Source organism: Hymenobacter sp. YIM 151500-1 (assembly GCF_025979885.1).
In the GTDB taxonomy this organism is placed as follows: Bacteria; Bacteroidota; Bacteroidia; order Cytophagales; family Hymenobacteraceae; genus Hymenobacter.
Window position 1 is genome coordinate 2894497 of record NZ_CP110139.1, and the last position, 21503, is coordinate 2915999.

The window sequence follows — 21503 nt, forward strand, 5'->3', positions numbered from 1 at the left end:
GAGGCAAAGGCAACAGGAGACGGGCAAAGTACACACAACCGCGCCGAAATGCTGGTGAGGCGAACCTAGGCCAGGGCGCTGCTTTACCGGGTGGCTTATCCGTCAGCTTTTCACTTTTACAATACTGTGGCATTGTATCACCAGCTCATATGGAAAGACTATGTTTGCCTACCTGTCTCCTACTCAAATTACAACCAACCGCACCAGCTATGAACATCCTTCCGTTTGCCCGCGGGCTTTTTGCATTTATCCTGGCCAGCTTGACCTGTCTGGGCCTGCTGGCCCAGCCCAGCCCGGCCATTAGGTGGCAGCCGCTGAACGAGCCGGGCAGCGGGGGCGCTATTACGAGTTTGTCGGTGAGCCCCACCAATCACCAGCGCCTGCTCGTGGGCGGCGACATGCTGGGTGTGGGCGTGAGCGAGGACGGCGGGGCCAGCTGGCGGCCCACGTTTGGCTTCAAAAGCTGGGAAATAGCCGATTTTACCTGGCATCCTACCAACCCTCAGGAAGTGTGGGCCGGCACCATGAGCGGCCCCTACGTGAGCCGCGACGGTGGCCACACCTGGGAGGAGCGCCGTGGAGGAATGCCACCTTTAGCCAACCACTACACCTGTCCCATTCAGAAAATCTTGTTCGACCCCAGCAATGCGGCGCGCCTGCTGGCCTTTGGCGGCTCGCACCGCAACTGGGACGGCGGGCCCGGCACCAGCCAGTGGGGCGCGGTGTGGGAAAGCACCAACGGCGGCACTACCTGGGCGCGCCTGGCCACTATCGGCAACGGCACGGCGCCGGGCATCGTGCAGGCCACCTTTGCCGGCCGCAGCTCCACGGTGCTGCTGGCGGCCGTGGGCAACCAGCGCGTATTCAAGAGCACCGACGGCGGCCGCACATGGAACCCGGCCAACGCGGGCCTGCCCGCTACCTATGTATCGTGGGTGGAAGCCCACCCCACCGATGCTAACACACTCTACGTGAGCACCGAAAGCTACGAGGTGAACGGCACCCGGGAGCCCGGCAAAATTTACCGCACCCGCAACGGCGGGCAGAGCTGGCAGGCTATTACCCAGGGCCTGCATCAAACCAAAACCAACGACTACGCCTTCTGCTCACGGTACCAGACGGTGGTAGTGGCGCCCTCCGACCCCAACGTGCTCTACACCTCTGACATGTCGTACTGGCCTTTCGGCATCTTCCGGAGCCAGGATGGCGGCGACACTTGGGCCCAGGTGCTGGACTACGACAAAAAGCAGCGCACCCCGACTGCCTACGTGCCTGCCCCCTGCATGAGCGTGCTGGCCGTGGACCCGCGCGACGCGCGGGTGCTGCTGGCCGGCAACACGGAATACGTGCTTAAAACAACCAGCGCGGGCCAGAGCTGGGAAGACATTACCAGCACGCCCGTAGCCGGCGGAGCTTTCAAAGGCCGGGGCTACTCGGGGCTGGTAACGACGGTGGTGCGCTTCAACCCCTATCAGAAAGACCACGCCGTGCTGATGGGCCTCGACGACGGCAAGTTTTGGCAGAGCCGCGACGGGCTGCAAACCTGGACCTGGGGCGGCCAGGGTATGCCCCACTGGAACGGCGGCAACAACGTGTGCTTTGCCGGGCCCCAGGGCCGGGTGATGTACGCCAGCTTCGGGCAGTTTGGCAACTACGGCGGCATCGGCAAAACCACCGACGGCGGCCAAAGCTGGACCATCGTTCCGGAAAGCGCCTTTCCGGGCCTCGGCGGCAGCAAGGAAGGCGCCGGGGTATACGCCCTGCCCACCAACCCCGACCACGTGTGGGCCTGCCTGGGCGGCACCCTCTACCGCTCCGAAAACGGCGGCAGCACCTGGGTGCCGGCGCTGATAAAGCCCGGCCTCACCCACATCGAACCCCTGAAAAACAGCCCGCTGACGTTCTACGTGAGCGGCACCGAGGGCGTGTACGAAACCACCGACGGCCGCAACTTCCGCCTGCTGCCCGGCAGCCCGGCCAATGCCACCAAGCTGCGCGTGGACCCCACCACCGACGCCCGGCTGTACGCAATGGCGTGGCGGGCCAGCCCCGGCGGCCTCTGGAAGCGCGAAAACAACACCTGGACCCGCCTGAACCCCGACGCCTCCATCAGCGACGTGGACGTGGACCCTACCAATACCCGGCGCCTGGTCATCGTCACCAACGACCACCCCTACCACGACGCGGCCTACGTGTCGGGGGTGTGGCTGTCGGAAGACGGGGGCGCTACCTGGACGCAGCAGAACGACGGCCTGGCTATGCTGCGCATCGAAACCGTACGGTTTAATCCCTGGCAGGCCGGGCAGCTGGTGCTGGGCACCTACGGCCGCGGCTTTTTCCGGGGGCAGCTGAGCACCACCGTCACGGCCACGGCCGGGCCAGCGGCACAAAGCGCAGCCTGGGCGGTATATCCTAACCCGATTACGCGGGGCGAGCTGACGGTAACCGGCCTGACTTCCGCCGCCGTGCGCTACACCTTGCTCGACCGGGTGGGCCGGCCGCTGCTTACGGGTCGCCGCCCGGCCCAAACGGCATCCGGCTCGCTCATTCTGAACGTGCGCCGGCTCCCGGCCGGCATCTATCTGCTGCGTCTGGAGCAGGAGGGCCGGCAGCAGGTGCGCCGGGTGCTGGTGCCGTAGCAAAGGAGGTGGGCGCCTGCGCTGCTTTGAACTGGCCGCCACCTACGGAAAAGCTGCTCATGCTTGGTGGGCCGCTTTTCTTTTGCGCTGGCTCCCGCGGTGCCCTGCCGGCAAGTGCGTAGGTTTGTAGTCCCGCGTACCACCCGGAAAAGCGCGGCGTTATTAGTTGCGTATGACAAAGTTGCTACTGCTGCTCGGTGCCTGCGGACTGCTGGCTGGCTCAGCATCTGCCCAGGATACTCCTCCCGCCCGCCCCACCGACGGGCAAGGCAACTGGCTGACCTTCGACAAGCCCGTGCCCCCCGCTAAACCCGACCAGCCGGACAAGCCCGAAAAACCAGGCCGCCCCGCCGCCACCCCAGCTGAGCCGCTGCCCCAGCCGGCCCCGCCGCGCAAGACCACCATGGGTACCACCTTCGTGCCCCTCGACGTGGACGTGTACCGCCTCATCGACCGGTACGCCATTCTGCACGGCCCCGATTCCCTGGGCGACCCGCACACCTCGGTGCGGCCCTACACCCGCGCGGCCGTGGCCCGCCTGGCCGAGCGTATGCTGCAAGACTCCGCGGCCGGCCTTTCGCGCCAGGACCGGTTCAACATCCGCTACCTGCTGCGCGACAACTGGCACAACACCCGCCAGGACTCGGCCATCAATCAGCGGGAGCGGCCCTTGCTGCGCTACTTCTACCAGCGCCCTTCCGACTTGTACAGCGTAGAGCAGCCTGATTTTTCGTTGCGGGTGAACCCCGTGGCGGGCCTGAGTCTGGGCAACTCCGACGGGGCCAAAAGCTACACCTTCCTGAACACGCGCGGCGTGCAGGTGGAAGGCACGATAGATGAGCGCCTGGGCTTCTACACCTTCCTGGCCGACAACCAGATGGCCGTGCCCCTGTACGTGCAGCAGCGCGTGGAGCGCGACAGCGCCGTGGCCCACGAGGGGTTCTGGAAGCCTTTTAAAACTACGCCGGGCCAGTACGATTTCCTGTCGGCCAGGGGCTACCTCACCTATGCCGCCGGCCGCCACGTGAGCCTACAGCTGGGCCACGACCGAAACCACATCGGCAACGGCTACCGCAGTCTGATTTTGTCGGACTACGCCGCGCCCTACCTATTTCTGAAGGTGCAGACGCGCATCTGGAAATTTCACTACCAGAACCTGTTTGCCCAGCTGATAGCCAACAACCCGGCCCTGGACGATGACTACGAGCGTAAATACCTGGCCTTTCACCACCTGAGCCTGGATGTGCTGCCCAACCTGAACGTGGGCCTGTTTGAAAGTGTGCTGTACAGCGGCTACACCCAAACCGAAGACATTGTGGGCACTCCGCCCAACACCACTCGCGTGCCGCGGCTGCGGCGCCGGGGCTTCGAGCTGCAGTACCTCAACCCGATTATCTTCTACCGCGCCATTGAGCAGAGCACCGGCTCGGAGGACAACGCCCTGCTGGGGGCCGACTTCAAGTGGAACCTCTTCAAGCGGGTGCAGCTCTACGGGCAGCTGGTGCTGGATGAGTTTGTGCTGAGCGAAATCCGCAGCGGCAACGGCTGGTGGGCCAACAAGCAGGCCGTGCAGCTGGGGGTGCGCTACATCAACGTGGCTGGCATCCGCAACTTCGACGTGCAGGGTGAATTCAACTTTATCCGGCCGTTTACTTATCAGCACGAAGACCGGTTTCGCAGCTACCAGCACGCCGCCCAGCCCCTGGCCCACCCTATGGGAGCCAACCTGTGGGAGCTGATGGGCATTGCCAGCTACCAGCCTCTGCCCCGCCTGCACGTAGTGGCCAAAGGCTTCCTGGTGAAGCAGGGCCTGGACCCCGCCGGCCTCGACCCGGCCCGCACCAACTACGGTTCCAATGTGCTCCGCTCCTACAACACCCGCCCGCAGGAATACGGCTACCAGGTGGGCAGCGGCCTCACCTCCACCCTCTTCCACGGTGACCTGACAGCCACCTGGCAAGCCGCCCACAACCTCTGGCTCGACGGCAAACTCATCTACCGCCGCCGCACCTTCGAGAACAGCACCCCAGCTCCCTACTTCACCGCCGACGGTGGCGCCCTGGCCTCGGTAGCCCTGCGCTGGAACATCGCCCAACGCCTGCATGAGTTTTAGTAGTGAAATAGTGAGGTGGTGAGATGGTGAGTTGTCATTGCGAGGACGAAGGACGAAGCACCCGCAGGAGGGCGCAGCCAATCTGTCCTTCTCAGGGCGCAGACAGTTCGGGTTATTCCAAGCCCTATCGTTGCGCCTCACCCCCGCCCCCTCTCCGGGGGAGAGGCGGAGCCGAATGTCATCGTACAAGGAGGCACTTGGTACTGCCTGTAGGTGCCAGGGAGTTGGCGCATTTAGGTGCTTAGAGCACAGAGGAGGACGGATTGGCTGCGCCTTCCTGCGGGTGCTTCGTCCTTCGTCCTCCGTCCTCGCAATGACACTACTCACCACTTCACTACTCACTATTTCACTATCTCACCACATGCGCCACGAACCGGCTACCCTGCTACTATATCGCCCCGTCAACCAAGCAGAGTTGGACTTGATTGCGGCTTCTGGCTGGACGGCGTTTCCGCCGCGGCTGCCGGAGCAGCCCATCTTCTACCCGGTGTTGAATGAGCAGTACGCCGCCCAGATTGCCCGCGACTGGAACGTACCCTACTATGGTGTGGGCTATGTGCTGCGCTTTGCCGTGGAAGCCGACTACGCCGACCAGTTCCCGGTGCAGAATGTGGGTGGCCGGGAGCACGACGAGCTCTGGGTACCGGCTGAGGAGCTGGCCGAGTTCAACCGCCACATCGTCGGCCAGATTGAGGTAGTCAGCGTCTTCCGCACCGAATAGCCCAGGCGTTCCGGCGGCCGACTTACGTGCCCTGGCGGCAGACTTGCCGCGCAGCGGCGCGTCTGCCCGCCGACCAATGAGGCAAGTCTCCGGACTTGCGGCCGCGCCAGCGGCCAGCCGGTACTGCGCCGCCTGCGCAATAAGCTGCCCAACCAAGCCGCCCCGCATCCTGCCGGCAGCCTGTACCTTTGCGGCTTCCGATGAAGACCTACCTCCGCATTTTGCAGTACGCCCGGCCCTGGGCCGCTTTTCTGCCGCAATACCTGCTCACCACCGTACTGGCTATTCTGTTTGGCCTGGCCAACTTCACGCTCATCATTCCGCTGCTGAGCGTGCTGTTCGACAAGACCGACCAAGTGCCGCTGCCCGACCACCTGCCCGCCTTTCGCCCCAGCTTCGACTGGGTGCGCGACACGTTCTACTACTACTTTGCCGACGTACTGGCTACGCACGGCGAAATGGGGGCGCTGGGCTTCGTGTGCGGGGTGGTGGTGTGCTCGGTGCTGCTCAGCAACGTGTTCCGCTACCTTAGCCTGCGCCTGCTGGCGCGGGTGCGGGCCCGCGTCATTCAAAACCTGCGCCGCCACCTCTACCACCGCATCATTCAGCTGCCCCTGGGTTTCTTTGGAGGTGAGCGAAAGGGGGATTTGATGTCGCGCTTCACCTCCGACGTGCAGGAGGTGGAAACGTCGGTGGTGAACACGCTCACGGCCGTAATTCGGGAGCCGCTGACCATTGTGGCCTACTTCGCCCTGCTGTTCTACATTTCGGTGCCACTCACGCTGTTTACCCTGATTCTGCTGCCGATTTCGGGCGCCATCATTGCCACGGTGGCCAAGCGCCTGCGCCGCCAGGCCCAGCAAAGCCAAAGCACCCTGGGCACCATGCTGTCGGTGATTGATGAAACGCTGGGCGGCATCCGGGTTATAAAGGCTTTCAACGCCCAGGACTACATCAAGGAGAAGTTTGAGGAGCAGAACGACCAGTACGCCCGCACTTCCCGCGCCATCGACAACACCCGCGACCTGGCCTCGCCCTTCTCGGAGTTTGCGGGCGTAACGGTGGTGGCTGGCCTGCTCTACTTCGGCGGCACGCTCATCCTGGGCGGGCAGTCCACGCTCACCGGCGAAACGTTTATCGGCTACGTCATCCTGTTTTCGCAGGTCCTGACGCCGGCCAAGGCCCTGTCATCCTCGTTTGGCAACATCCAGCGCGGCTTGGTGGCCGGGGAACGGGTGCTGCGCGTCATCGACCTGGAGCCCGTCATCCGCGACAAGCCCGACGCCCAGGTGCTGCCGCCCTTTGAGCACCAGATTGAGCTGCGCAACCTCCAGTTCAGCTACGGCGACACACCCGTGCTCCAGGATATCAACCTCACCATCAAAAAAGGCAAAACCATAGCCCTGGTGGGCCCCAGCGGGGGCGGCAAAAGCACCTTGGCCGACCTGCTGCCGCGCTTCTACGACCCCACCGACGGCCAACTCCTCATCGACGGCCACGACGTGCGCGACTGCACCATCCACTCCGTCCGCGACCAGATGGGCATCGTCACCCAGGAAAGCATTCTGTTCAACGACACCATTTTCAACAATATCCGCTTCAACACCCAGGCTACCGAGCAGGAGGTCATCGAAGCGGCCCGCATTGCTAACGCCCACGACTTCATCGTGGCTGCGCCCGAGGGCTACCAGACCGTCATCGGCGACCGGGGCTCCCGGCTCAGCGGGGGTCAGCGCCAGCGCCTGAGCATTGCGCGGGCCATCCTGCGTAACCCGCCCATTCTCATTCTCGACGAAGCTACCTCCGCCCTCGACACCGAAAGCGAAAAGCTGGTGCAGGAAGCCCTGACCCGCCTCATGCAGAATCGCACCAGCCTGGTTATTGCCCACCGCCTCAGCACCGTGCAGCATGCCGATGAAATCATCGTGCTGCAGCAGGGGCGCATCGTGGAGCGCGGCACGCATGAGCAGCTGCTCCGGCGCCCGAATGGACTCTACCAGCGTTTGAGCTTGCTGCAGAATGCGGCCGTCTAGGGCCTTGCCCGCGCCAAAACTGGTGCAAGTAGCCGCAGAACGAGAAGGTACTGTTGTGATTAGTTGCTATACTTTATATTTTGGCTTGCCGCTCAGCTATCGGGAAGGCGCGGCACCTAGTTTTTTTCATCACAGTCAAGTCTATCTACATGAAAAACAAGCTTCTATTTCCCTTGTCGCCATTTCCTTCCCTAGTTGCCGCCGCCAAGCGCCGCGTCATTAGCGGCGGGGTACTGCTCGCCTTACTAGCGCTGCCGCTGGCCCGCACACACGGCTCTGATGCCGGCCTCATCAACCAAGCAGCCACATCCGGCGCCGTAAAAGAGCGGTGCTACACGTGGATCAACTTCATTACGGGCGATATACAGGTGGTTTGCCTGGACTCGCCGGAGCTGCCGCCCAGCCCTCCCGGCGACGGCTGGATCCTTATTCCAGAAGAATCGCCGGGCGGCAACGCGCCCCTGCCCGACCCCAACGACCCATTCCCGCCTTATCCGCGTCCTAACTAGTGCTGGGCGCCTGACTTGCCCTAGCAAGCGTAAGTACTGAGTATATTGCGCCTTCCCGGCCGGAGTGCTTTGCCCAGAATCAGGAAAGAAGAGTCAACGGCAGACAGTTGCGGTTGGCTCTTTTTTTCTGTTGGATGAATTTCTTTTTGATTTCACACCAAACTCACTACTCCTATGCTTGCTCTCAAACGTCTGGTTACGATTTTGGTGATGGTGTTTTTGCTGCTGGCCTTGCTGGTGCTGACGGTGCCCTCGGTGCGTAGCGGCTTTGAGAGCATGGCGGGCTCGGCCCAGGCGTTGTACTTTGGGCTGCTGGTGGCGGCCGTGGTGCTGCTGGGCTTGCAGCTCATCACCGAAAACGTGGACAGCGTGCTGCTGCGCCGCGACGTAGCGGCCCGCGACGGCAAAATCAACGAGCTGAAGGCCCGGCTCTACGACCACCAAATGGAGCAGCGCCTGGCCGCCGACCGCACCCCATCGGCCGTGCGCACCGGCACTACCACCTACCCCACCGAGGAGTCCCGCCCCGTGTTTCCACAGCCCGACCCTGGCCTGAGCAATGCGTCGGTTTCCAAACCCAACCCCATCATTCCGCCCGATGCCACCACCCGGCCGGGCCAATAGCTTCTGCTAGTGACTTCTTCACTTCCCGACCTTATCCACGCCGAGCTGGCGGAGGCCCAGGCCGTGCTCGACCGGTTTGTGCAAAACCCAGCCAGCCTGGCGGCCCTGGAGCAAGCTGCCCGCCTCATGGCCGATTCCCTCAGCCAGGGTGGCAAAATCCTGACCTGCGGCAACGGCGGCTCCCTCTGCGACGCCCAGCACTTTGCCGAGGAGCTGACTGGCCGCTACCGCCAGAACCGCCGCGCCCTCGCGGCAATTGCCCTCACCGAGGCCTCGCACATGAGCTGCGTGGCCAATGACTTCGGCTACGACCACGTGTTCAGCCGCTACGTGGAGGCCCTGGGCCGCCCCGCTGACGTGCTGCTAGCCATCAGCACCAGCGGCAACTCGCCTAACGTGTTATTGGCTGCGGAAGCTGCCAAAGCTGCCGGTATGCGCGTTGTGGGCCTTACGGGCAAAGATGGAGGCCAGCTTGCCGCGCTGTGCGACGTGGAAATCAGGGCCCCGCACAGCGGCTACGCCGACCGGATTCAGGAAATCCACATCAAGGCCATTCACATCATGATTCTGCTGATTGAGCAGCTCGTGAAGTAGGGACGCGTTGCACGCGCCCGCCCGACGTGAGCAGCCCAGGCATGTTCCGATGAGTTATCCTCGTATCTTTTTGCCGGCGTTTTTCTCAGCCGTTTTACTTACTTCCACCTAAACCATCGGGTGCGTGCGACGCGCCCCACCTATGCTGACGAAAACTTACGGCTCGGCCGTGCAGGGAGTCAATGCCTATACTATTACGATTGAAGTAGTTGTATCACAAGGAACGGGCTTTTTTGTGGTGGGCCTGCCCGATAATGCCATTAAAGAAAGCCAGCAGCGGGTGGAGGCGGCCCTGAAGTTTCGGGGGTACCGGATGCCGCGCACCAAGGTGGTAGTGAACATGGCCCCGGCCGATATTCGCAAGGAAGGCTCGGCCTACGACCTGCCCATTGCCGTGGGCATCCTGCACGCCTCGCAGCAGCTCAGCACCGAGCGCCTGGGCGAGTACGTGCTCATGGGTGAGCTGGCCCTGGACGGTGTGTTGCGGCCGATTCGGGGGGTGCTGCCCATTGCCATTCAGGCCCGCAAGGAAGGATTTAAGGGCTTCATTCTGCCCCGTGAGAATGCCGAGGAAGCGGCCATTGTCAACAACCTCGACATCATCCCGGTGGACACCATGCAGGAAGCCGTGGACTTTCTGGAAGGCCGCCTCGACATTCAGCCCCTGGTAATAGATACGCGGGACGTGTTTCAGCACACGGCCAACCAGTACGCCGCCGATTTTGCCGACGTGCAGGGCCAGGAGAACATCAAGCGGGCCTTGGAAATTGCGGCGGCCGGCGGCCACAACGTTATTATGATTGGCCCGCCCGGCGCCGGCAAAACCATGCTGGCCAAGCGCCTGCCCAGCATCTTGCCTCCCTTGGGGATGCAGGAAGCTCTGGAAACCACCAAGATTCACTCGGTGGCGGGCAAGCTGGGCTCCAATGCCTCGTTGCTGAACACCCGCCCCTTTCGGGCCCCGCACCACACGATTTCCGACGTGGCCCTGGTGGGTGGGGGCGGCAACCCGCAGCCGGGCGAAATCTCGCTGGCGCACAACGGCGTGCTGTTTCTGGACGAGCTGCCGGAGTTTAAGCGCACGGTGCTGGAGGTGATGCGCCAACCCCTGGAGGAGCGCCGCGTCACGATTTCGCGGGCCAAGGTTAGCATCGAGTTTCCGGCTAATTTCATGCTCATTGCCTCCATGAACCCCTGCCCCTGCGGCTACTACAACCACCCCGAAAAAGAGTGCGTGTGCGGCCCCGGCGTGGTGCAGCGCTACCTCAATAAAGTGAGTGGCCCGCTGCTGGACCGCATCGACCTGCACGTGGAGGTGACGCCCGTAACCTTCGACCAGATGACCGAAACGCGCCGGGCCGAAGACAGCCGCACCATTCAGGAGCGGGTGAGCCAGGCCCGGCAGCGCCAGGCCGAGCGGTTCCGGGAGTTTCCCGACATCCACTCCAACGCCATGATGCCCTCGCAGATGGTCAAGGACATCTGCCGCATCAACCAGGCCGGCCTTACCCTGCTGAAAACCGCCATGGAGCGCCTCGGCCTCTCGGCCCGCGCCTATGACCGGATCCTGAAAGTGTCGCGCACCATTGCCGACCTGGCCGCCGCCGACGACATCCGCATCGAGCACCTGGCCGAAGCCATCCAGTACCGTAGCCTTGACCGGGAAGGCTGGGCCGGATGAAATGAGTGGATGAGTAAACAGGTCTTGTCATGCTGAGGTGGTAGCCGAAGAACCTTTTTACGGCAGCACGAGTCGTTGCAATGAGTTTTTCGCAGAGGTTCGCTGAGGAATGCGCTGAGGCAAGCAGAGGCTGTTCTGGCGTTAGTCGTTCCAGCGTGAAAAGGTTCTTAGTTAGCTCAGGCTGACAAGGCCCATTTACTCATTTACTCATTTCAATCCGGCAGCGGCTCGCAGCAAAAGCCGCGGGCGTGCAGCAGCTGCGCAACCTGGGCGGCATCAATGGCACCGCCGGCCGCCTGGACGCGCAGGATACGGTCAGGGTCTTGCAAGTCGAAGGTGATGCGCCAGGCGGGAAAATGAGCCCGGAGCTGCTGCAGCAACACGGCAGCTGCGCGGCGCGCTACGGTGGTACGGAATACTTCTACGGCGGGCTCTTGCATAGCAGGGTGGCATAAGTGGCTAAGCAAAGTCAGGGTCAGGCCGCGGCGTCTTCGAGCCACTGCGGCTCGTCGGCAGTGGGGCCGTACACGTTAGGTACGGGCACGTCGAGCAGGCGCAGGTACACCGTGAGCTGGGCGCGGTGATGAATAAAGTGGTTGAGGAATGACTCGCGCACCACCTCGGCTCGTGGCTGTTGCAGCAGCACTTGTTCCCCGTGCCGGAAAGTCCAGACCTGCGCAAAATCGGCGGGCGTAGCTCCTGCCAGGGCGGCGCGGGCGGTGGCGTAGTTGCGTTCCAGGCGCGTCAGCAGCTCGGCCGGCGTGGTGGCCGGCTCCTCGCTTTCGGGGCCGTCGGTGGCGGCGTTGTACTCGGGGTACTCGAACGTGGGCTGCACCCAGGCCAGAATGTCGACCAAGTGGGAGGCCAGCTGGCCCAGGGAGTAGGACTTAGAGTGCGGCTGCCAGTCGAAAGCATCGGCGGGCAGGCGCTCCAGTACGCGGCGGGTGAGCTGCATCTCGCGGTCCAGCTCCGAGAGCAGGGCGGGTACTGAGGGTGGGGCGGCAGTGGTTTGCATGGCTAACAGGTTTAGGTGAATTATGCCCAAACCTCGCCCCACGGCCTGACAGCTGTGTGTCAGCAGCTATAAAAATCTTAGCAAAAAAAGTGCGCCTCAGCGGTAGTGCTGATGCAGGCGCCGGGCCAGCTCCCGTAGCTCCTCGTGCAGCGCCAAAGGCTCCAGCACGGTGGCTTGGTCAGCAAAAAGCAATACCCAGTGCGCCAGCTCCTGCGGGTGCCGTACCCAGAACGTCATATCCATGCTGCCATTGGGGCCGGGCTGCTCGTGGGCCCAGCCGAAGTAATATTTCTGCTCCAGATGCGGCCGGCAGGCTTGAGGCCCAAACCGCACCACGGCCTTGGTCAGCTGCCGGTCGGCGGCTTTCTGCTTCCAGTACGACTCCAGCGTATCGGGGCGGGGCCGGAACTGCTCGGGGCGCAGCTCCAGGCGCGTAATCCGGTCGAGGCGGAAGTCGCGGAAGTCCTGGCGCAGGCGGCAGAAGGCCACCAGGTGCCAGTGCTGAGCGTAGTAGAGCCCAATGGGCTCAGCTTCGCGCACGGTTTGCTCACCGCTGTACCCCGCCTGGTACTCCAAGCGCACCACGCGCTTGGCGGCCAGGCTGGCCAGCAGCTGGTGCTGGGCATCGGGCACGGCGGCCGGACCGCCGCCCCAGGGCCGGTACACCGAAATGTGCGGGCTCAGGGCTTCCAGGTAGTCCCGGTCGGTGCGGCGCAGCACGGCGCGCAGCTTGTCCATGGCCGCGCGGCTGCGCGCGGCGGTGGGCGCGTCGGCGAGCTGGGCCACCAGCTTGTCGGCCGTAAGCAGGGCGGTGGCTTCCTCGCGCGTGAACATGACCGGGGGCAGGCGGTAACCATCGGCCAGGGAGTATCCCACGCCGGCCTCCCCGCATACCGGCACCCCGGCCTCTTCCAAGGTGCGCAGGTCGCGGTAGATGGTGCGCAGGCTCACGCCGTAGCGGGCCGCCAAGTCCGGGCCGCGCACCACGCGCTTGGCCTGGAGCTGGATGAGCAACGCCACAATCCGGTCGAAGCGGTTCATAAACGCCAAGTTACGGCAGGCTGCCGGCTTCCCGGCTAGTGACGTTGCTTCTTGAAAATAAACCGGAGCTTTGTCGCCAGAATCTGAAGCTGTCAGGAAGTCGTCCAAGCCACATTAGACCGTCCTGCTCCATCTGACGTCCGCGCAGCCGATGCATCTCTACCGATTCGTTGCAATACTGTTTGATTGGTACTGCGGTATAGATGCTGCGCCTGCGCGGACGTCAGATGGAGCAGGACGGTTTTATCAACTTTCTGAACAGCTTCTTTACGCGGCCACTCATGTACAAAGCTTTGCTAAAACCACTTTTCTTTCAGCTCGACGCGGAAAAGGCTCACCATCTGGTGTTCGACAACCTGCGGCGGGCCCACCAGTTGCCGGGCGTGCGCACGGCCCTGCGCGGGCTCTACGACTACCAGCACCCCAGCCTGGAGCGCGACGTGCTGGGGCTGCGGTTTCGCAACCCAGTAGGGCTGGCGGCTGGCTTCGACAAAAACGCCGAGCTGACCAACGAGCTGGCCTCTTTGGGCTTTGGCTTCGTGGAGATTGGGACGGTAACGCCGCGGCCCCAGCCCGGCAACCCCACGCCGCGGCTGTTCCGGCTGCCCCAGGACGAGGCCCTCATCAACCGCATGGGCTTCAACAACGACGGCGCGGCGGCAGCGGCCCAACGGCTGCGGCGGCGCCAGCACCCGGACCTGATTATCGGCGGCAACATTGGCAAGAACAAGGACACGCCCAATGAGCTGGCCGCCCACGACTACGTGGCCTGCGTGGAAGCCCTGCACGAGGTGGTGGATTACTTCGTGGTCAATGTATCGTCGCCGAATACGCCGGGCCTGCGCCAGCTCCAGGAGCGGGAGCCGCTGATACGGCTGCTCCAGGAGGTGCAGGAGCGCAACCAAGCCCTGCCGCGTCCCCGGCCGCTGCTGCTGAAAATTGCGCCCGACCTCACCGATGCCCAACTCGACGACATCCTGCTCATTGCCCGCGAAACCCACCTGAGCGGCCTCGTAGCCACCAACACCACCATCAGCCGGGAGCCGCTGCGCACGCCGGCCCCGGCCGTAGCCGCATTGGGAGCGGGCGGGCTGAGCGGCCGGCCCCTGCGCCAGCGGGCCACCGAGGTTATCCGCTACCTGCACCGCCGCACCCACGGCGGACTGCCCATCATCGGGGCGGGCGGCATCCATTCGGCGCAGGAGGCCCTGGAAAAGCTGGCGGCCGGCGCTTCCCTGGTGCAGCTCTACACGGGCTTCATTTATGAGGGCCCTGGCCTGGTGCGGCGCATCAACCGGGAGCTGGCCCGCCGTGGTGGCGCTTGACAAAGCCTTCGGGGCGTCGTAGATTCGTTGGAGTCAGTTCTCACCTAACACCACCGTACGACCATGGGCAAAGGAGACATCAAAACCAAGCGCGGCAAGCGCACCAACGGCAGCTTCGGTGTGCACCGCAAGCGCAAAAAAGCCGGCAAAGCGGCGGCTCCCAAGGCTGCTACTCCAAAGAAATAATCTTCACCTAAGCAGGACGAATACCCCGAAGCTGGGCCCCGGCCCGTCAGCACCGTCGTTCCGAGCAGCGCGAGGAATCTGAGTTAGCCTTAAGTGAGCTACTCAGATTCCTCCCTACGGTCGGAATGACAGTGCTGACGGGCCGGGGCCCAGCTTCGGGGTATTTGTTTTAGAGCCGCACACCTAAGCGGCACTCAATTACGTCGGCGGAGCCGCGGTGCACTTTCAGGTCGAGGCTGCTGAACAAGTGCTCAGTAATCTGGTATTTCAGCCCCAGCCGCTCGTAGTAGAAGTTGTTGGACTTGTAAGGATTGTAGAGGTAGACACCCAGGTGCGAAACGAAGGCGAAGCGGCCAAACAGCAGCTCGTGGCCCAGGTAGAGGCCGGCTTTGCGCACATCGGGCAAACGGTCGGTGGTGCGGGCCGTGTCGCGGAGCTGAGCCGTGAGGCTGCGGTCCAGAAAGCCTTCTACACCAGCCGTGAGCGTGCTTTTGCGGCCCACCCGCCGGCTGGCGGACACCGTAATGGAGTTGACAAGGTACCGGCGGGGGTCCGACTCGCCGTGCTGCTTCAGGCCGGCCGTGGCGCTTAGGCTCACCCTGGTGCGGCCCAGGTCGGCGGGGTCGGGCCCCGGCGCCGGCGGCGACAACGGCCGCCACGGCCGCTGCCCGTGGTAGTTTAGGCCCACGGATACGGTGGGCAGGTTGATGCCGAAGTTGGGCTTGGTGGTGGCGCCGTTGGAGTAGTGGTTTAGGCCGAGAGCCAGCAGCGCCCCCCAGTGCGAAGTCAGGGCCACATCATACTCGGCCCGAAGCTGGATGATGGCGTTGAAGCGGGAGCTGATAATGGTGTTGCGGTGGTTGGTAGCCGCGTCGAAGCCCTGGGGAAAATACGCCAGCCCCGAGCCCAGGCGGGCGTGCACCTCCTGCCGGGCCCGGCGCCACACGGCCTTGCTCAGGTAGATGCCGGCGGCGTAGGAGCGGCCCAGGGTGGGGTTGTGATAGTCGTAGTATGTGAAGGCCACGCCTACGCGCGGGTAGCGGTACCAGGCGTGCCAGGGCTGGGAGCCGTTGGTCTGGCGCTGCACGTTCACCTCAAAGCCCGTGGGGTGCGACACGGCCAGGTGCTTGATAGCGGGCGTGTGGGCAATGATAAAGCTGCCGTGTACCTGCGCCCCCACTAGTACAGGGGCACGTGGAGGGGCTTGCTGGGCCTGGGCTTTCGGCATCCAGCCAAGGGCAGCAGTCACTCCAACCCCTAGCCAGCAAGGTATTTTTTTAAAGATTTTACCCACGCGCATATCGGGACTGGCACCGCTCAGCTTACCACGGCGCTAAACCTTGAAACCAAGTAGATAGAAGGGATTGTAGCTCCGCAACAAGGCGTTTTTTTAGCCTAGTAGCTCAACTTCACAGCAAAGTTAAATTATTCGCTCAACGTAACATTTCAAAATTCTATACGCTATGATGGCAGCCCTCCCACCCAACTAGAGTGCTTATCCTTCCACCTGCCTAACTACTTACTACCCATGAAAAAGATTTTTGCTCTCACGCTCGGCCTAGTTTCGGCCGCTTCCCTGGCCCACGCTCAAGACAGCGGTGGGTTTCGTATTGGCTTGAAAGCTGGTGCCACGTACTCCAACATTTCCGGTGACGATGTTGAGCGGATTACCGGCCCCAACTACGAAGCAGAACTAGGCTCCTACAAGCTAGGCTACAATGTCGGCGTGGGTGTGACCATTCCGTTGAGCAGTGATGGGTTCTTCTCTTTGGCGCCTGAGTTGCTGTACAACCGCAAAGGCTATGAAATTCAGTCGGAGCAAAGAACCAACCTGCCAGCTGGAGTATCCCAGATTGAAATCGAGCAGCAGCGTGTGCTACACTATCTTGACTTGCCAATCCTGGCGAAAATTAACGCTGGTGGCTTGTTTTTCGAGCTAGGCCCGCAGGCTAGCTTCCTGTTTGGCTCACGCAACAAGCAGCAGACCACAACTAAGTTCACCAATGGCGAAAAGGACAAGGTAGAGGATAACGGCAAGTTTCAGGATTACACCGGTGTAGGTGCCCGCGACGAAGCCGACAAATCTGACCTGTCCCAGTTCGACATTAGTGGGGTGGCAGGCATTGGCTATATGACCGATGGTGGCTTCAGCGTGAACCTGCGCTATGCTCGTGGCTTCAACTCGCTGATTGATACCAAAGACCAAGACAACGAGCCCAAGGCCTTCAACAACGCCTTTACATTTCAGGTTGGTTACCTGATTCCGACCAAGTAGTCGGCTGGACAACCTTCCGACTCTGCTGAAAACGGCTGCTTCCGAAAGAGGAGGCAGCCGTTTTTTTGGGCTTATGGACGAGGGCATTGGGTGCTGCCCGCGCTTAGCCCGGCAGTACTGGCACACTTTTAGCCTCCCGACACGCATTACGTTCTACTTTTTCCTTTTTTCCTTATGAAAAAGACTTCGTTTGCTTTGGGAATACTGTTGGCCTTAGGAGCTGCCTCATCGGCGAAGGCTCAGGGTGTGCGGCTGGGCCTGCGGGCCGGCGCCAACTACGCCAACCTTGCGGGCAATGTGCAGAATGAGGACACGTACAACAACAAGTTTGGCTTCCTGGGCGGCGTGATGCTAAACGCCGACCTCACCGGCGACGGATTCTTCTCGCTGCAACCCGAAATTCTGTTTTCGCAGAAAGGCTTCGAGAACAAGCCCACCGAGTACACCAACACAGTACTGGGCATTGGCTACACCGAGAAGCGCGAGGGCAGCGTCACCTTCAACTACCTCGACGTACCAGTGCTGGCCAAAATCAACGCCGGCGGCCTGGTGCTGGAAGCCGGCCCCCAGTACTCCTACCTGCTGAGCGCCAACAACGAAACCAAGGTAACGCGCACCCGCCAACCCAACGGCACGCCCACAGTAGCGGAAGCCGAAAACCAGAAGGACGTCAGCGGGCTAAACCGCAGCGAGTTGGGCTACGTGGCCGGCATCGGCTACCAGACCGATAATGGCCTGAGCCTGAACCTGCGCTACACCGGTGCCTTCAGCGACTTCGTGAAGAGCGACAACGGCACCTACTTCAACGGCGACCTGAAAAACGCCCGTCACTCGGCTGTCCAGCTCTCGTTGGGCTACCTGATTCCGAGCAAGTAAGGTGCTGCTCTCCTGGGCAAAAAAGGCTGCTTTCGTGTGAAAAGCAGCCTTTTCTTTTGAGCAGGTGCTACAAAATTTCACTTCGTGCTGTAGCAGGACAATGCCCTGATAACGATATCGTTCTACCAGTCGCGAAGTGAAACTTCGCGTTACAATTGCTATTAGCTCGGCAGTAATTGCCTAGGCTCGTCATATCCGGCGGCATCGTGCCTAGCGCGGCACATTGGGGCTGCCGTTTGGTGTATTTGGCTTTTCTATTCCTATTCTGTTTATGCCTATTTCAGTTCGGGCGCTGGCCGTTGTGGCGAGTCTACTGCTGCCGGGGGCGGCGCTAGGGCAGCGCCCCGCTTCCCCTCCTCTCCTACTACTGGGCCTGAAAGGGGGCGCTGCCGTTTCCAGCGGCGTCGGGCCCGATGCGCACGGCAGCTCCTTGCGTCTCGGCGGGCACGGCGGAGCCCTGCTACGGGTGCAGCCGCTGGCCCGACTAGCGGTGCAGGCCGAAGCCCTCTATGCTCACCGGGGCGACGGTGCCACGGCCTACGGCCCATCCATTGGCCACCGGCTTAGCTACCTAAACGTGCCCGTGCTACTCCAGTACCACCCCGGCGACCTGTACTTTGAGGCGGGCCCGCAGTTTAGCTGGCTGCTGGCCGCCGCACCCAACACCCCAAGCCAGGGTTCTTTGGGCCGCACACTGTTTCAGTCGCGTGCTATAGGCTTCGCCGCGGGGTTTGGCTACCAGGACACCACGGGTCTGACCCTGGGCTGGCGCTACAACGGGAACTGGCAGAATCTCTACCGCCCGGTGGAGCTAGTCGACCATACCCAGGTGCGCTTACGCAGCAGTGCCATTGAGTTCTACATGAGCTACGTATTTGAGCCCCGGCAGGCAGGGCAGGCCGGTAAAGCCGTGGCGCGCGGTAGCGTCCGGGCCGGCCGCTTTCTATTTGTTACGGTGCCGGTGGGCGCAATGCGTGCCGTTGGCCGTTTGTTCCGGAAGCCGCCAGCGGCTCCGGCCACTGCGCCAGCGACACCAGCACCAGCTTTGCCCAAGCAACCATAGGTTGTTAAAAACGACGCGTTCTGCCACTTTCATAAGGTGCCCCTAGACCTGAATACAAAGGGCGCCGCTGGCCAGCGGCGCCCTTTGTATTCAGGTCTATTTCAATCTCACTGTTTCATACCAGCCGCATAGTTCTGATAAAACAGCGGAATGGTCTCGATGCCTTTAAAGAAGTTGAACAAGCCGTAATGCTCGTTGGGCGAGTGGATGGCATCGGAGTCGAGCCCGAAGCCAAGCAGGACGGTATCCAGCCCCAGCTCCGTTTTGAACATGGCCACAATGGGAATGGAGCCGCCGCCGCGGGTCGGAATGGGCTTTTTGCCGAAGCTGGTTTCCAGGGCTTTGGCCGCCGCCTGGTAGGCCACCGAGTCGGTGGGGGTTACGACTGGCTCGCCGCCGTGGTGGGGCTTCACCACCACCGTCACGCCGCTGGGCGCTATGCTTTCAAAATGGCGCTGGAATAGCTGGGTGATTTCGGCGGAAGTCTGGTGGGGCACCAGGCGCATCGAGATTTTAGCGTGGGCCTTGGAAGCAATGACGGTTTTGGCGCCCTCGCCGGTGTAGCCGCCCCAAATGCCGTTCACGTCCAGCGTAGGCCGGATGCCGATGCGCTCCACGGTGGTGTAGCCTGCCTCGCCGTAGGTGTCCTTCAGGCCGATGCTCTGTTTGAACTCGTCGTCGGAGTGCGGCACGCGGTTTAGCTCGGCCCGCTCCTCCTCGCTCAGCACGGCCACCTGGTCGTAGAAGCCGGGGATGGTAATGTGGTTGTTTTCGTCGTGCAGGGAGGCAATCATCTTGCACAGCACGTTGATGGGATTGGGCACGGCCCCACCGTACAGGCCCGAGTGCAGGTCGCGGTTGGGGCCGGTTACTTCTACCTCGTGGTAGCTCAGGCCGCGCAGCCCCACCTCAATGCTGGGCTGCTCGTTGGAGAGGATGCCAGTGTCGGAAATCAGAATGACATCGGCCTTGAGCTTGTCCTTGTTCTGGCGCACGAAGGTGCCCAGGTTGTTGGAGCCTACTTCCTCCTCGCCTTCCACCATCACCTTCACGTTGCAGGGCAGCGGGCCCTGCTGGCTCATCATTTCCAGGGCCTTCACGTGCATGTATACCTGTCCTTTGTCGTCGCAGGCCCCGCGGGCGTATATGTTGCCGTCCTTGACGACTGGCTCAAACGGCGGCGAATCCCACAGCTCGTAGGGGTCGGCGGGCTGCACGTCGTAGTGCCCGTACACCAGCACCGTGGGCAGATTGGGGTCCACTAGTTTCTCGCCGTACACAATCGGGTAGCCGGCCGTGGCGCACAGCTCCACGTTTTCCAGGCCGGCTTCTTCGAGGCGGGTTTTCAGGTACTCAGCGGCCCGCAGCACGTCGCCGTGAAACTTGGGGTCGGCCGATACGGAAGGGATGCGGAGCCAATCAAGCAGCTCGTTCAGAAAACGCTCTTGGTTCTGCTGGAGGTAGGACATAAAGGGAGCGGGGGGTTGGGTGATTAGGAATGCTAGGAGGGTAAAAGTAGGAAAGGAATTGGTCTTGCCGTGCTGTATTCGCTGGGGTATCTGGTACCTCAACTCATCATTTCCTGTTCACTGTGCTGTTTAAGCAAGCGTATATATCAGGTACCCTAACCAGACCAATAGGCAACTTCCTGATACGACTAAAGCCCGATAAGGCCACTGCCGAAGAACAGCAACTGCTACGAGCATCAAAGTTGGCAGCATAAATACTATTCCCCGAGCTACCTCATTGGGAGTATCTCCGTCCCAGGTAGCGGAATCGAATAGCCAAATCAGCCACGCATATACGATGTTAAATACTGTCGCAAGTGTAAAAATTAATATCTGATGGCTGTTCGTCGGCTCTGCTGCTGTATTACGTTGCCTCACAGCGGAAGTAAGCGACCAAAGCAACGCTATGGCCCCCGGAATGCCGATAATCAAGCCGAAAGTTTGAGGGATGATGAAATCACCTAATGCATAAGCAGGCTGGCAAACGCTTACAAACAGCAATACAACAATAAAGCGACGTATAGTATGGCTCATTAGGTACGTTTTCAAGTTAAAAGCCGCTTCCTACCTCTTATCCCACGGCATAGGCACGCGGCTCTCGGTGCCAGCCCGCAGCCGCCCAATATTAGCGCGGTGGGTGTAGATGAGCAGGCCGGCCAGCACGAAGCCAAACCACACCAGTAGCTGATTCTGCGGCCGAAACTGGGGCAACAGTTGCAGCAGGGCAAAGGCCACTCCGGCCGTCATGCTACTCAGGGACACGTAGCGCGACAGGAGCAGCACGGTGATAAACACCAGAATGCACACGCCCACGGTGGCCGGGGCAATAGCCAGCATCATGCCCAGCACCGTAGCCACGCCCTTGCCCCCGCGGAACCCCGCCCAGATGGGGTAAATGTGCCCCACCACGGCCAAAATGCCGCAAGCCAGCTGGAAGTACAAAAGCTGCTCCGGCACAATAGCGCCCTGGTTTAGCATGACCGTGGCCAACGACGTAGCCACCCAGCCCTTGAGCACATCCACGGCCATGACGAAGGAGCCCGGCCGCTTGCCCAGCACCCGGAAGGTGTTGGTGGCGCCAGCGTTGCCGGAACCATGCTCCCGAATGTCGAGCCCGAAAAACCAGCGCCCCACCCACAGGGCCGTCGGAATGGAGCCAATGAGGTAGGCGGCCACCAGCAGGCCAAAAACAAGGGGTAGGTTCATATGGAGAAAAGTCGTTGGGCTAAAGATACAAGAGGTCAGATGGTGACTTGTCATTGCGAGGAGGCACGACGAAGCAATCCGTCCTGTTCAGGGC

The 21503-nt window shown here is 61.9% G+C and carries 20 protein-coding genes; 13 read left to right on the forward strand and 7 right to left on the reverse strand.

The features are described from left to right. Nucleotides 1–209 precede the first annotated feature (209 nt). From OIS53_RS12110 to OIS53_RS12145, 8 genes are all read left to right on the forward strand, one after another. On the forward strand, nt 210–2639 hold the full coding sequence (locus tag OIS53_RS12110; protein ID WP_264678830.1) for a VPS10 domain-containing protein: 2430 nt from the start codon (nt 210–212) through the stop codon (nt 2637–2639). A gap of 172 nt (nt 2640–2811) precedes the next feature. Further along, the gene (locus tag OIS53_RS12115; protein ID WP_264678831.1) at nt 2812–4752 is read left to right on the forward strand and encodes a hypothetical protein; all 1941 of its coding nucleotides are present in this window, start codon (nt 2812–2814) and stop codon (nt 4750–4752) included. A gap of 361 nt (nt 4753–5113) precedes the next feature. Continuing rightward, entirely contained in the window at nt 5114–5473 is a 360-nt protein-coding gene (locus tag OIS53_RS12120; protein ID WP_264678832.1) for a hypothetical protein, read from the forward strand. 200 nt (nt 5474–5673) lie between these two features. After that, on the forward strand, nt 5674–7506 hold the full coding sequence (locus OIS53_RS12125; protein ID WP_264678833.1) for an ABC transporter ATP-binding protein: 1833 nt from the start codon (nt 5674–5676) through the stop codon (nt 7504–7506). Nucleotides 7507–7655: 149 nt separating this feature from the next. Continuing rightward, the gene (locus OIS53_RS12130) at nt 7656–8015 is read left to right on the forward strand and encodes a hypothetical protein (protein WP_264678834.1); all 360 of its coding nucleotides are present in this window, start codon (nt 7656–7658) and stop codon (nt 8013–8015) included. 174 nt (nt 8016–8189) lie between these two features. Next, nucleotides 8190–8639 (forward strand): hypothetical protein, encoded by a 450-nt coding sequence (locus OIS53_RS12135; RefSeq protein WP_264678835.1) that lies wholly within the window; start codon nt 8190–8192, stop codon nt 8637–8639. A 9-nt stretch (nt 8640–8648) separates the two neighbouring features. Continuing rightward, nucleotides 8649–9233 (forward strand): D-sedoheptulose 7-phosphate isomerase, encoded by a 585-nt coding sequence (gene lpcA / locus OIS53_RS12140; RefSeq protein WP_264678836.1) that lies wholly within the window; start codon nt 8649–8651, stop codon nt 9231–9233. Nucleotides 9234–9375: 142 nt separating this feature from the next. After that, nucleotides 9376–10914 carry a YifB family Mg chelatase-like AAA ATPase gene (locus OIS53_RS12145; protein WP_264678837.1) on the forward strand — a complete coding sequence of 513 codons (1539 nt, stop codon included), beginning with the start codon at nt 9376–9378 and terminating at the stop codon, nt 10912–10914. A gap of 212 nt (nt 10915–11126) precedes the next feature. Here OIS53_RS12145 and OIS53_RS12150 read toward each other — a convergent pair whose 3' ends face one another. The 3 genes from OIS53_RS12150 to OIS53_RS12160 form a co-directional block, all read right to left on the reverse strand. Continuing rightward, nucleotides 11127–11354 carry a hypothetical protein gene (locus OIS53_RS12150; RefSeq protein WP_264678838.1) on the reverse strand — a complete coding sequence of 76 codons (228 nt, stop codon included), beginning with the start codon at nt 11352–11354 and terminating at the stop codon, nt 11127–11129. A 35-nt stretch (nt 11355–11389) separates the two neighbouring features. After that, nucleotides 11390–11929 carry a DinB family protein gene (locus OIS53_RS12155; protein ID WP_264678839.1) on the reverse strand — a complete coding sequence of 180 codons (540 nt, stop codon included), beginning with the start codon at nt 11927–11929 and terminating at the stop codon, nt 11390–11392. A 96-nt stretch (nt 11930–12025) separates the two neighbouring features. Continuing rightward, a complete protein-coding gene (locus OIS53_RS12160) occupies nt 12026–12970 on the reverse strand; it encodes a helix-turn-helix transcriptional regulator (RefSeq protein WP_264678840.1) in 945 nt (314 codons plus the stop codon). Between the two features lie 281 nt (nt 12971–13251). On the opposite strand from OIS53_RS12160, the gene OIS53_RS12165 reads away from it, so the two are divergent. Both OIS53_RS12165 and OIS53_RS12170 read left to right on the forward strand, forming a co-directional pair. Continuing rightward, nucleotides 13252–14295 (forward strand): quinone-dependent dihydroorotate dehydrogenase, encoded by a 1044-nt coding sequence (locus tag OIS53_RS12165; RefSeq protein ID WP_264678841.1) that lies wholly within the window; start codon nt 13252–13254, stop codon nt 14293–14295. A 63-nt stretch (nt 14296–14358) separates the two neighbouring features. Continuing rightward, on the forward strand, nt 14359–14481 hold the full coding sequence (locus OIS53_RS12170; protein WP_264678842.1) for a 30S ribosomal protein THX: 123 nt from the start codon (nt 14359–14361) through the stop codon (nt 14479–14481). Between the two features lie 169 nt (nt 14482–14650). On the opposite strand, the gene OIS53_RS12175 is transcribed toward OIS53_RS12170, so the two are convergent. Next, complete coding sequence (locus OIS53_RS12175) at nt 14651–15730, reverse strand: acyloxyacyl hydrolase (RefSeq protein ID WP_264678843.1); 1080 nt, start codon at nt 15728–15730, stop codon at nt 14651–14653. 279 nt (nt 15731–16009) lie between these two features. Here OIS53_RS12175 and OIS53_RS12180 point away from each other — a divergent pair, with 279 nt between their 5' ends. From OIS53_RS12180 to OIS53_RS12190, 3 genes are all read left to right on the forward strand, one after another. After that, nucleotides 16010–16756 carry a porin family protein gene (locus OIS53_RS12180; protein ID WP_264678844.1) on the forward strand — a complete coding sequence of 249 codons (747 nt, stop codon included), beginning with the start codon at nt 16010–16012 and terminating at the stop codon, nt 16754–16756. 174 nt (nt 16757–16930) lie between these two features. Next, nucleotides 16931–17632: a porin family protein gene (locus OIS53_RS12185; protein ID WP_264678845.1), complete on the forward strand. Its 702-nt coding sequence runs from the start codon at nt 16931–16933 to the stop codon at nt 17630–17632. Nucleotides 17633–17903: 271 nt separating this feature from the next. Continuing rightward, nucleotides 17904–18695, forward strand: a complete 792-nt coding sequence (locus OIS53_RS12190) for a PorT family protein (protein ID WP_264678846.1) — start codon at nt 17904–17906, stop codon at nt 18693–18695. A 107-nt stretch (nt 18696–18802) separates the two neighbouring features. Here the strand turns inward: OIS53_RS12190 and OIS53_RS12195 are convergent, their stop codons facing one another. The 3 genes from OIS53_RS12195 to plsY form a co-directional block, all read right to left on the reverse strand. Then, entirely contained in the window at nt 18803–20164 is a 1362-nt protein-coding gene (locus tag OIS53_RS12195; protein ID WP_264678847.1) for a dipeptidase, read from the reverse strand. Between the two features lie 129 nt (nt 20165–20293). Continuing rightward, a complete protein-coding gene (locus OIS53_RS12200; RefSeq protein WP_264678848.1) occupies nt 20294–20737 on the reverse strand; it encodes a hypothetical protein in 444 nt (147 codons plus the stop codon). A 30-nt stretch (nt 20738–20767) separates the two neighbouring features. After that, nucleotides 20768–21409 carry a glycerol-3-phosphate 1-O-acyltransferase PlsY gene (gene plsY, locus OIS53_RS12205; protein ID WP_264678849.1) on the reverse strand — a complete coding sequence of 214 codons (642 nt, stop codon included), beginning with the start codon at nt 21407–21409 and terminating at the stop codon, nt 20768–20770. Nucleotides 21410–21503: the final 94 nt, after the last annotated feature.

What these genes read in the sequence shown, in the direction of transcription:
- OIS53_RS12185 (WP_264678845.1), top strand. Translation starts at nt 16,931, where the DNA reads ATGAAAAAGACTTCGTTTGCTTTGGGAATACTGTTGGCCTTAGGAGCT.
- OIS53_RS12170 (WP_264678842.1), top strand. Translation starts at nt 14,359, where the DNA reads ATGGGCAAAGGAGACATCAAAACCAAGCGCGGCAAGCGCACCAACGGC.
- OIS53_RS12155 (WP_264678839.1), bottom strand. Translation starts at nt 11,929, where the DNA reads ATGCAAACCACTGCCGCCCCACCCTCAGTACCCGCCCTGCTCTCGGAG.
- OIS53_RS12125 (WP_264678833.1), top strand. Translation starts at nt 5,674, where the DNA reads ATGAAGACCTACCTCCGCATTTTGCAGTACGCCCGGCCCTGGGCCGCT.
- plsY (WP_264678849.1), bottom strand. Translation starts at nt 21,409, where the DNA reads ATGAACCTACCCCTTGTTTTTGGCCTGCTGGTGGCCGCCTACCTCATT.
- OIS53_RS12150 (WP_264678838.1), bottom strand. Translation starts at nt 11,354, where the DNA reads ATGCAAGAGCCCGCCGTAGAAGTATTCCGTACCACCGTAGCGCGCCGC.
- OIS53_RS12135 (WP_264678835.1), top strand. Translation starts at nt 8,190, where the DNA reads ATGCTTGCTCTCAAACGTCTGGTTACGATTTTGGTGATGGTGTTTTTG.
- OIS53_RS12195 (WP_264678847.1), bottom strand. Translation starts at nt 20,164, where the DNA reads ATGTCCTACCTCCAGCAGAACCAAGAGCGTTTTCTGAACGAGCTGCTT.
- OIS53_RS12115 (WP_264678831.1), top strand. Translation starts at nt 2,812, where the DNA reads ATGACAAAGTTGCTACTGCTGCTCGGTGCCTGCGGACTGCTGGCTGGC.
- OIS53_RS12120 (WP_264678832.1), top strand. Translation starts at nt 5,114, where the DNA reads ATGCGCCACGAACCGGCTACCCTGCTACTATATCGCCCCGTCAACCAA.
- OIS53_RS12130 (WP_264678834.1), top strand. Translation starts at nt 7,656, where the DNA reads ATGAAAAACAAGCTTCTATTTCCCTTGTCGCCATTTCCTTCCCTAGTT.
- OIS53_RS12165 (WP_264678841.1), top strand. Translation starts at nt 13,252, where the DNA reads ATGTACAAAGCTTTGCTAAAACCACTTTTCTTTCAGCTCGACGCGGAA.
- OIS53_RS12200 (WP_264678848.1), bottom strand. Translation starts at nt 20,737, where the DNA reads ATGAGCCATACTATACGTCGCTTTATTGTTGTATTGCTGTTTGTAAGC.
- OIS53_RS12190 (WP_264678846.1), top strand. Translation starts at nt 17,904, where the DNA reads ATGCCTATTTCAGTTCGGGCGCTGGCCGTTGTGGCGAGTCTACTGCTG.
- OIS53_RS12180 (WP_264678844.1), top strand. Translation starts at nt 16,010, where the DNA reads ATGAAAAAGATTTTTGCTCTCACGCTCGGCCTAGTTTCGGCCGCTTCC.
- OIS53_RS12145 (WP_264678837.1), top strand. Translation starts at nt 9,376, where the DNA reads ATGCTGACGAAAACTTACGGCTCGGCCGTGCAGGGAGTCAATGCCTAT.
- OIS53_RS12110 (WP_264678830.1), top strand. Translation starts at nt 210, where the DNA reads ATGAACATCCTTCCGTTTGCCCGCGGGCTTTTTGCATTTATCCTGGCC.
- OIS53_RS12160 (WP_264678840.1), bottom strand. Translation starts at nt 12,970, where the DNA reads ATGAACCGCTTCGACCGGATTGTGGCGTTGCTCATCCAGCTCCAGGCC.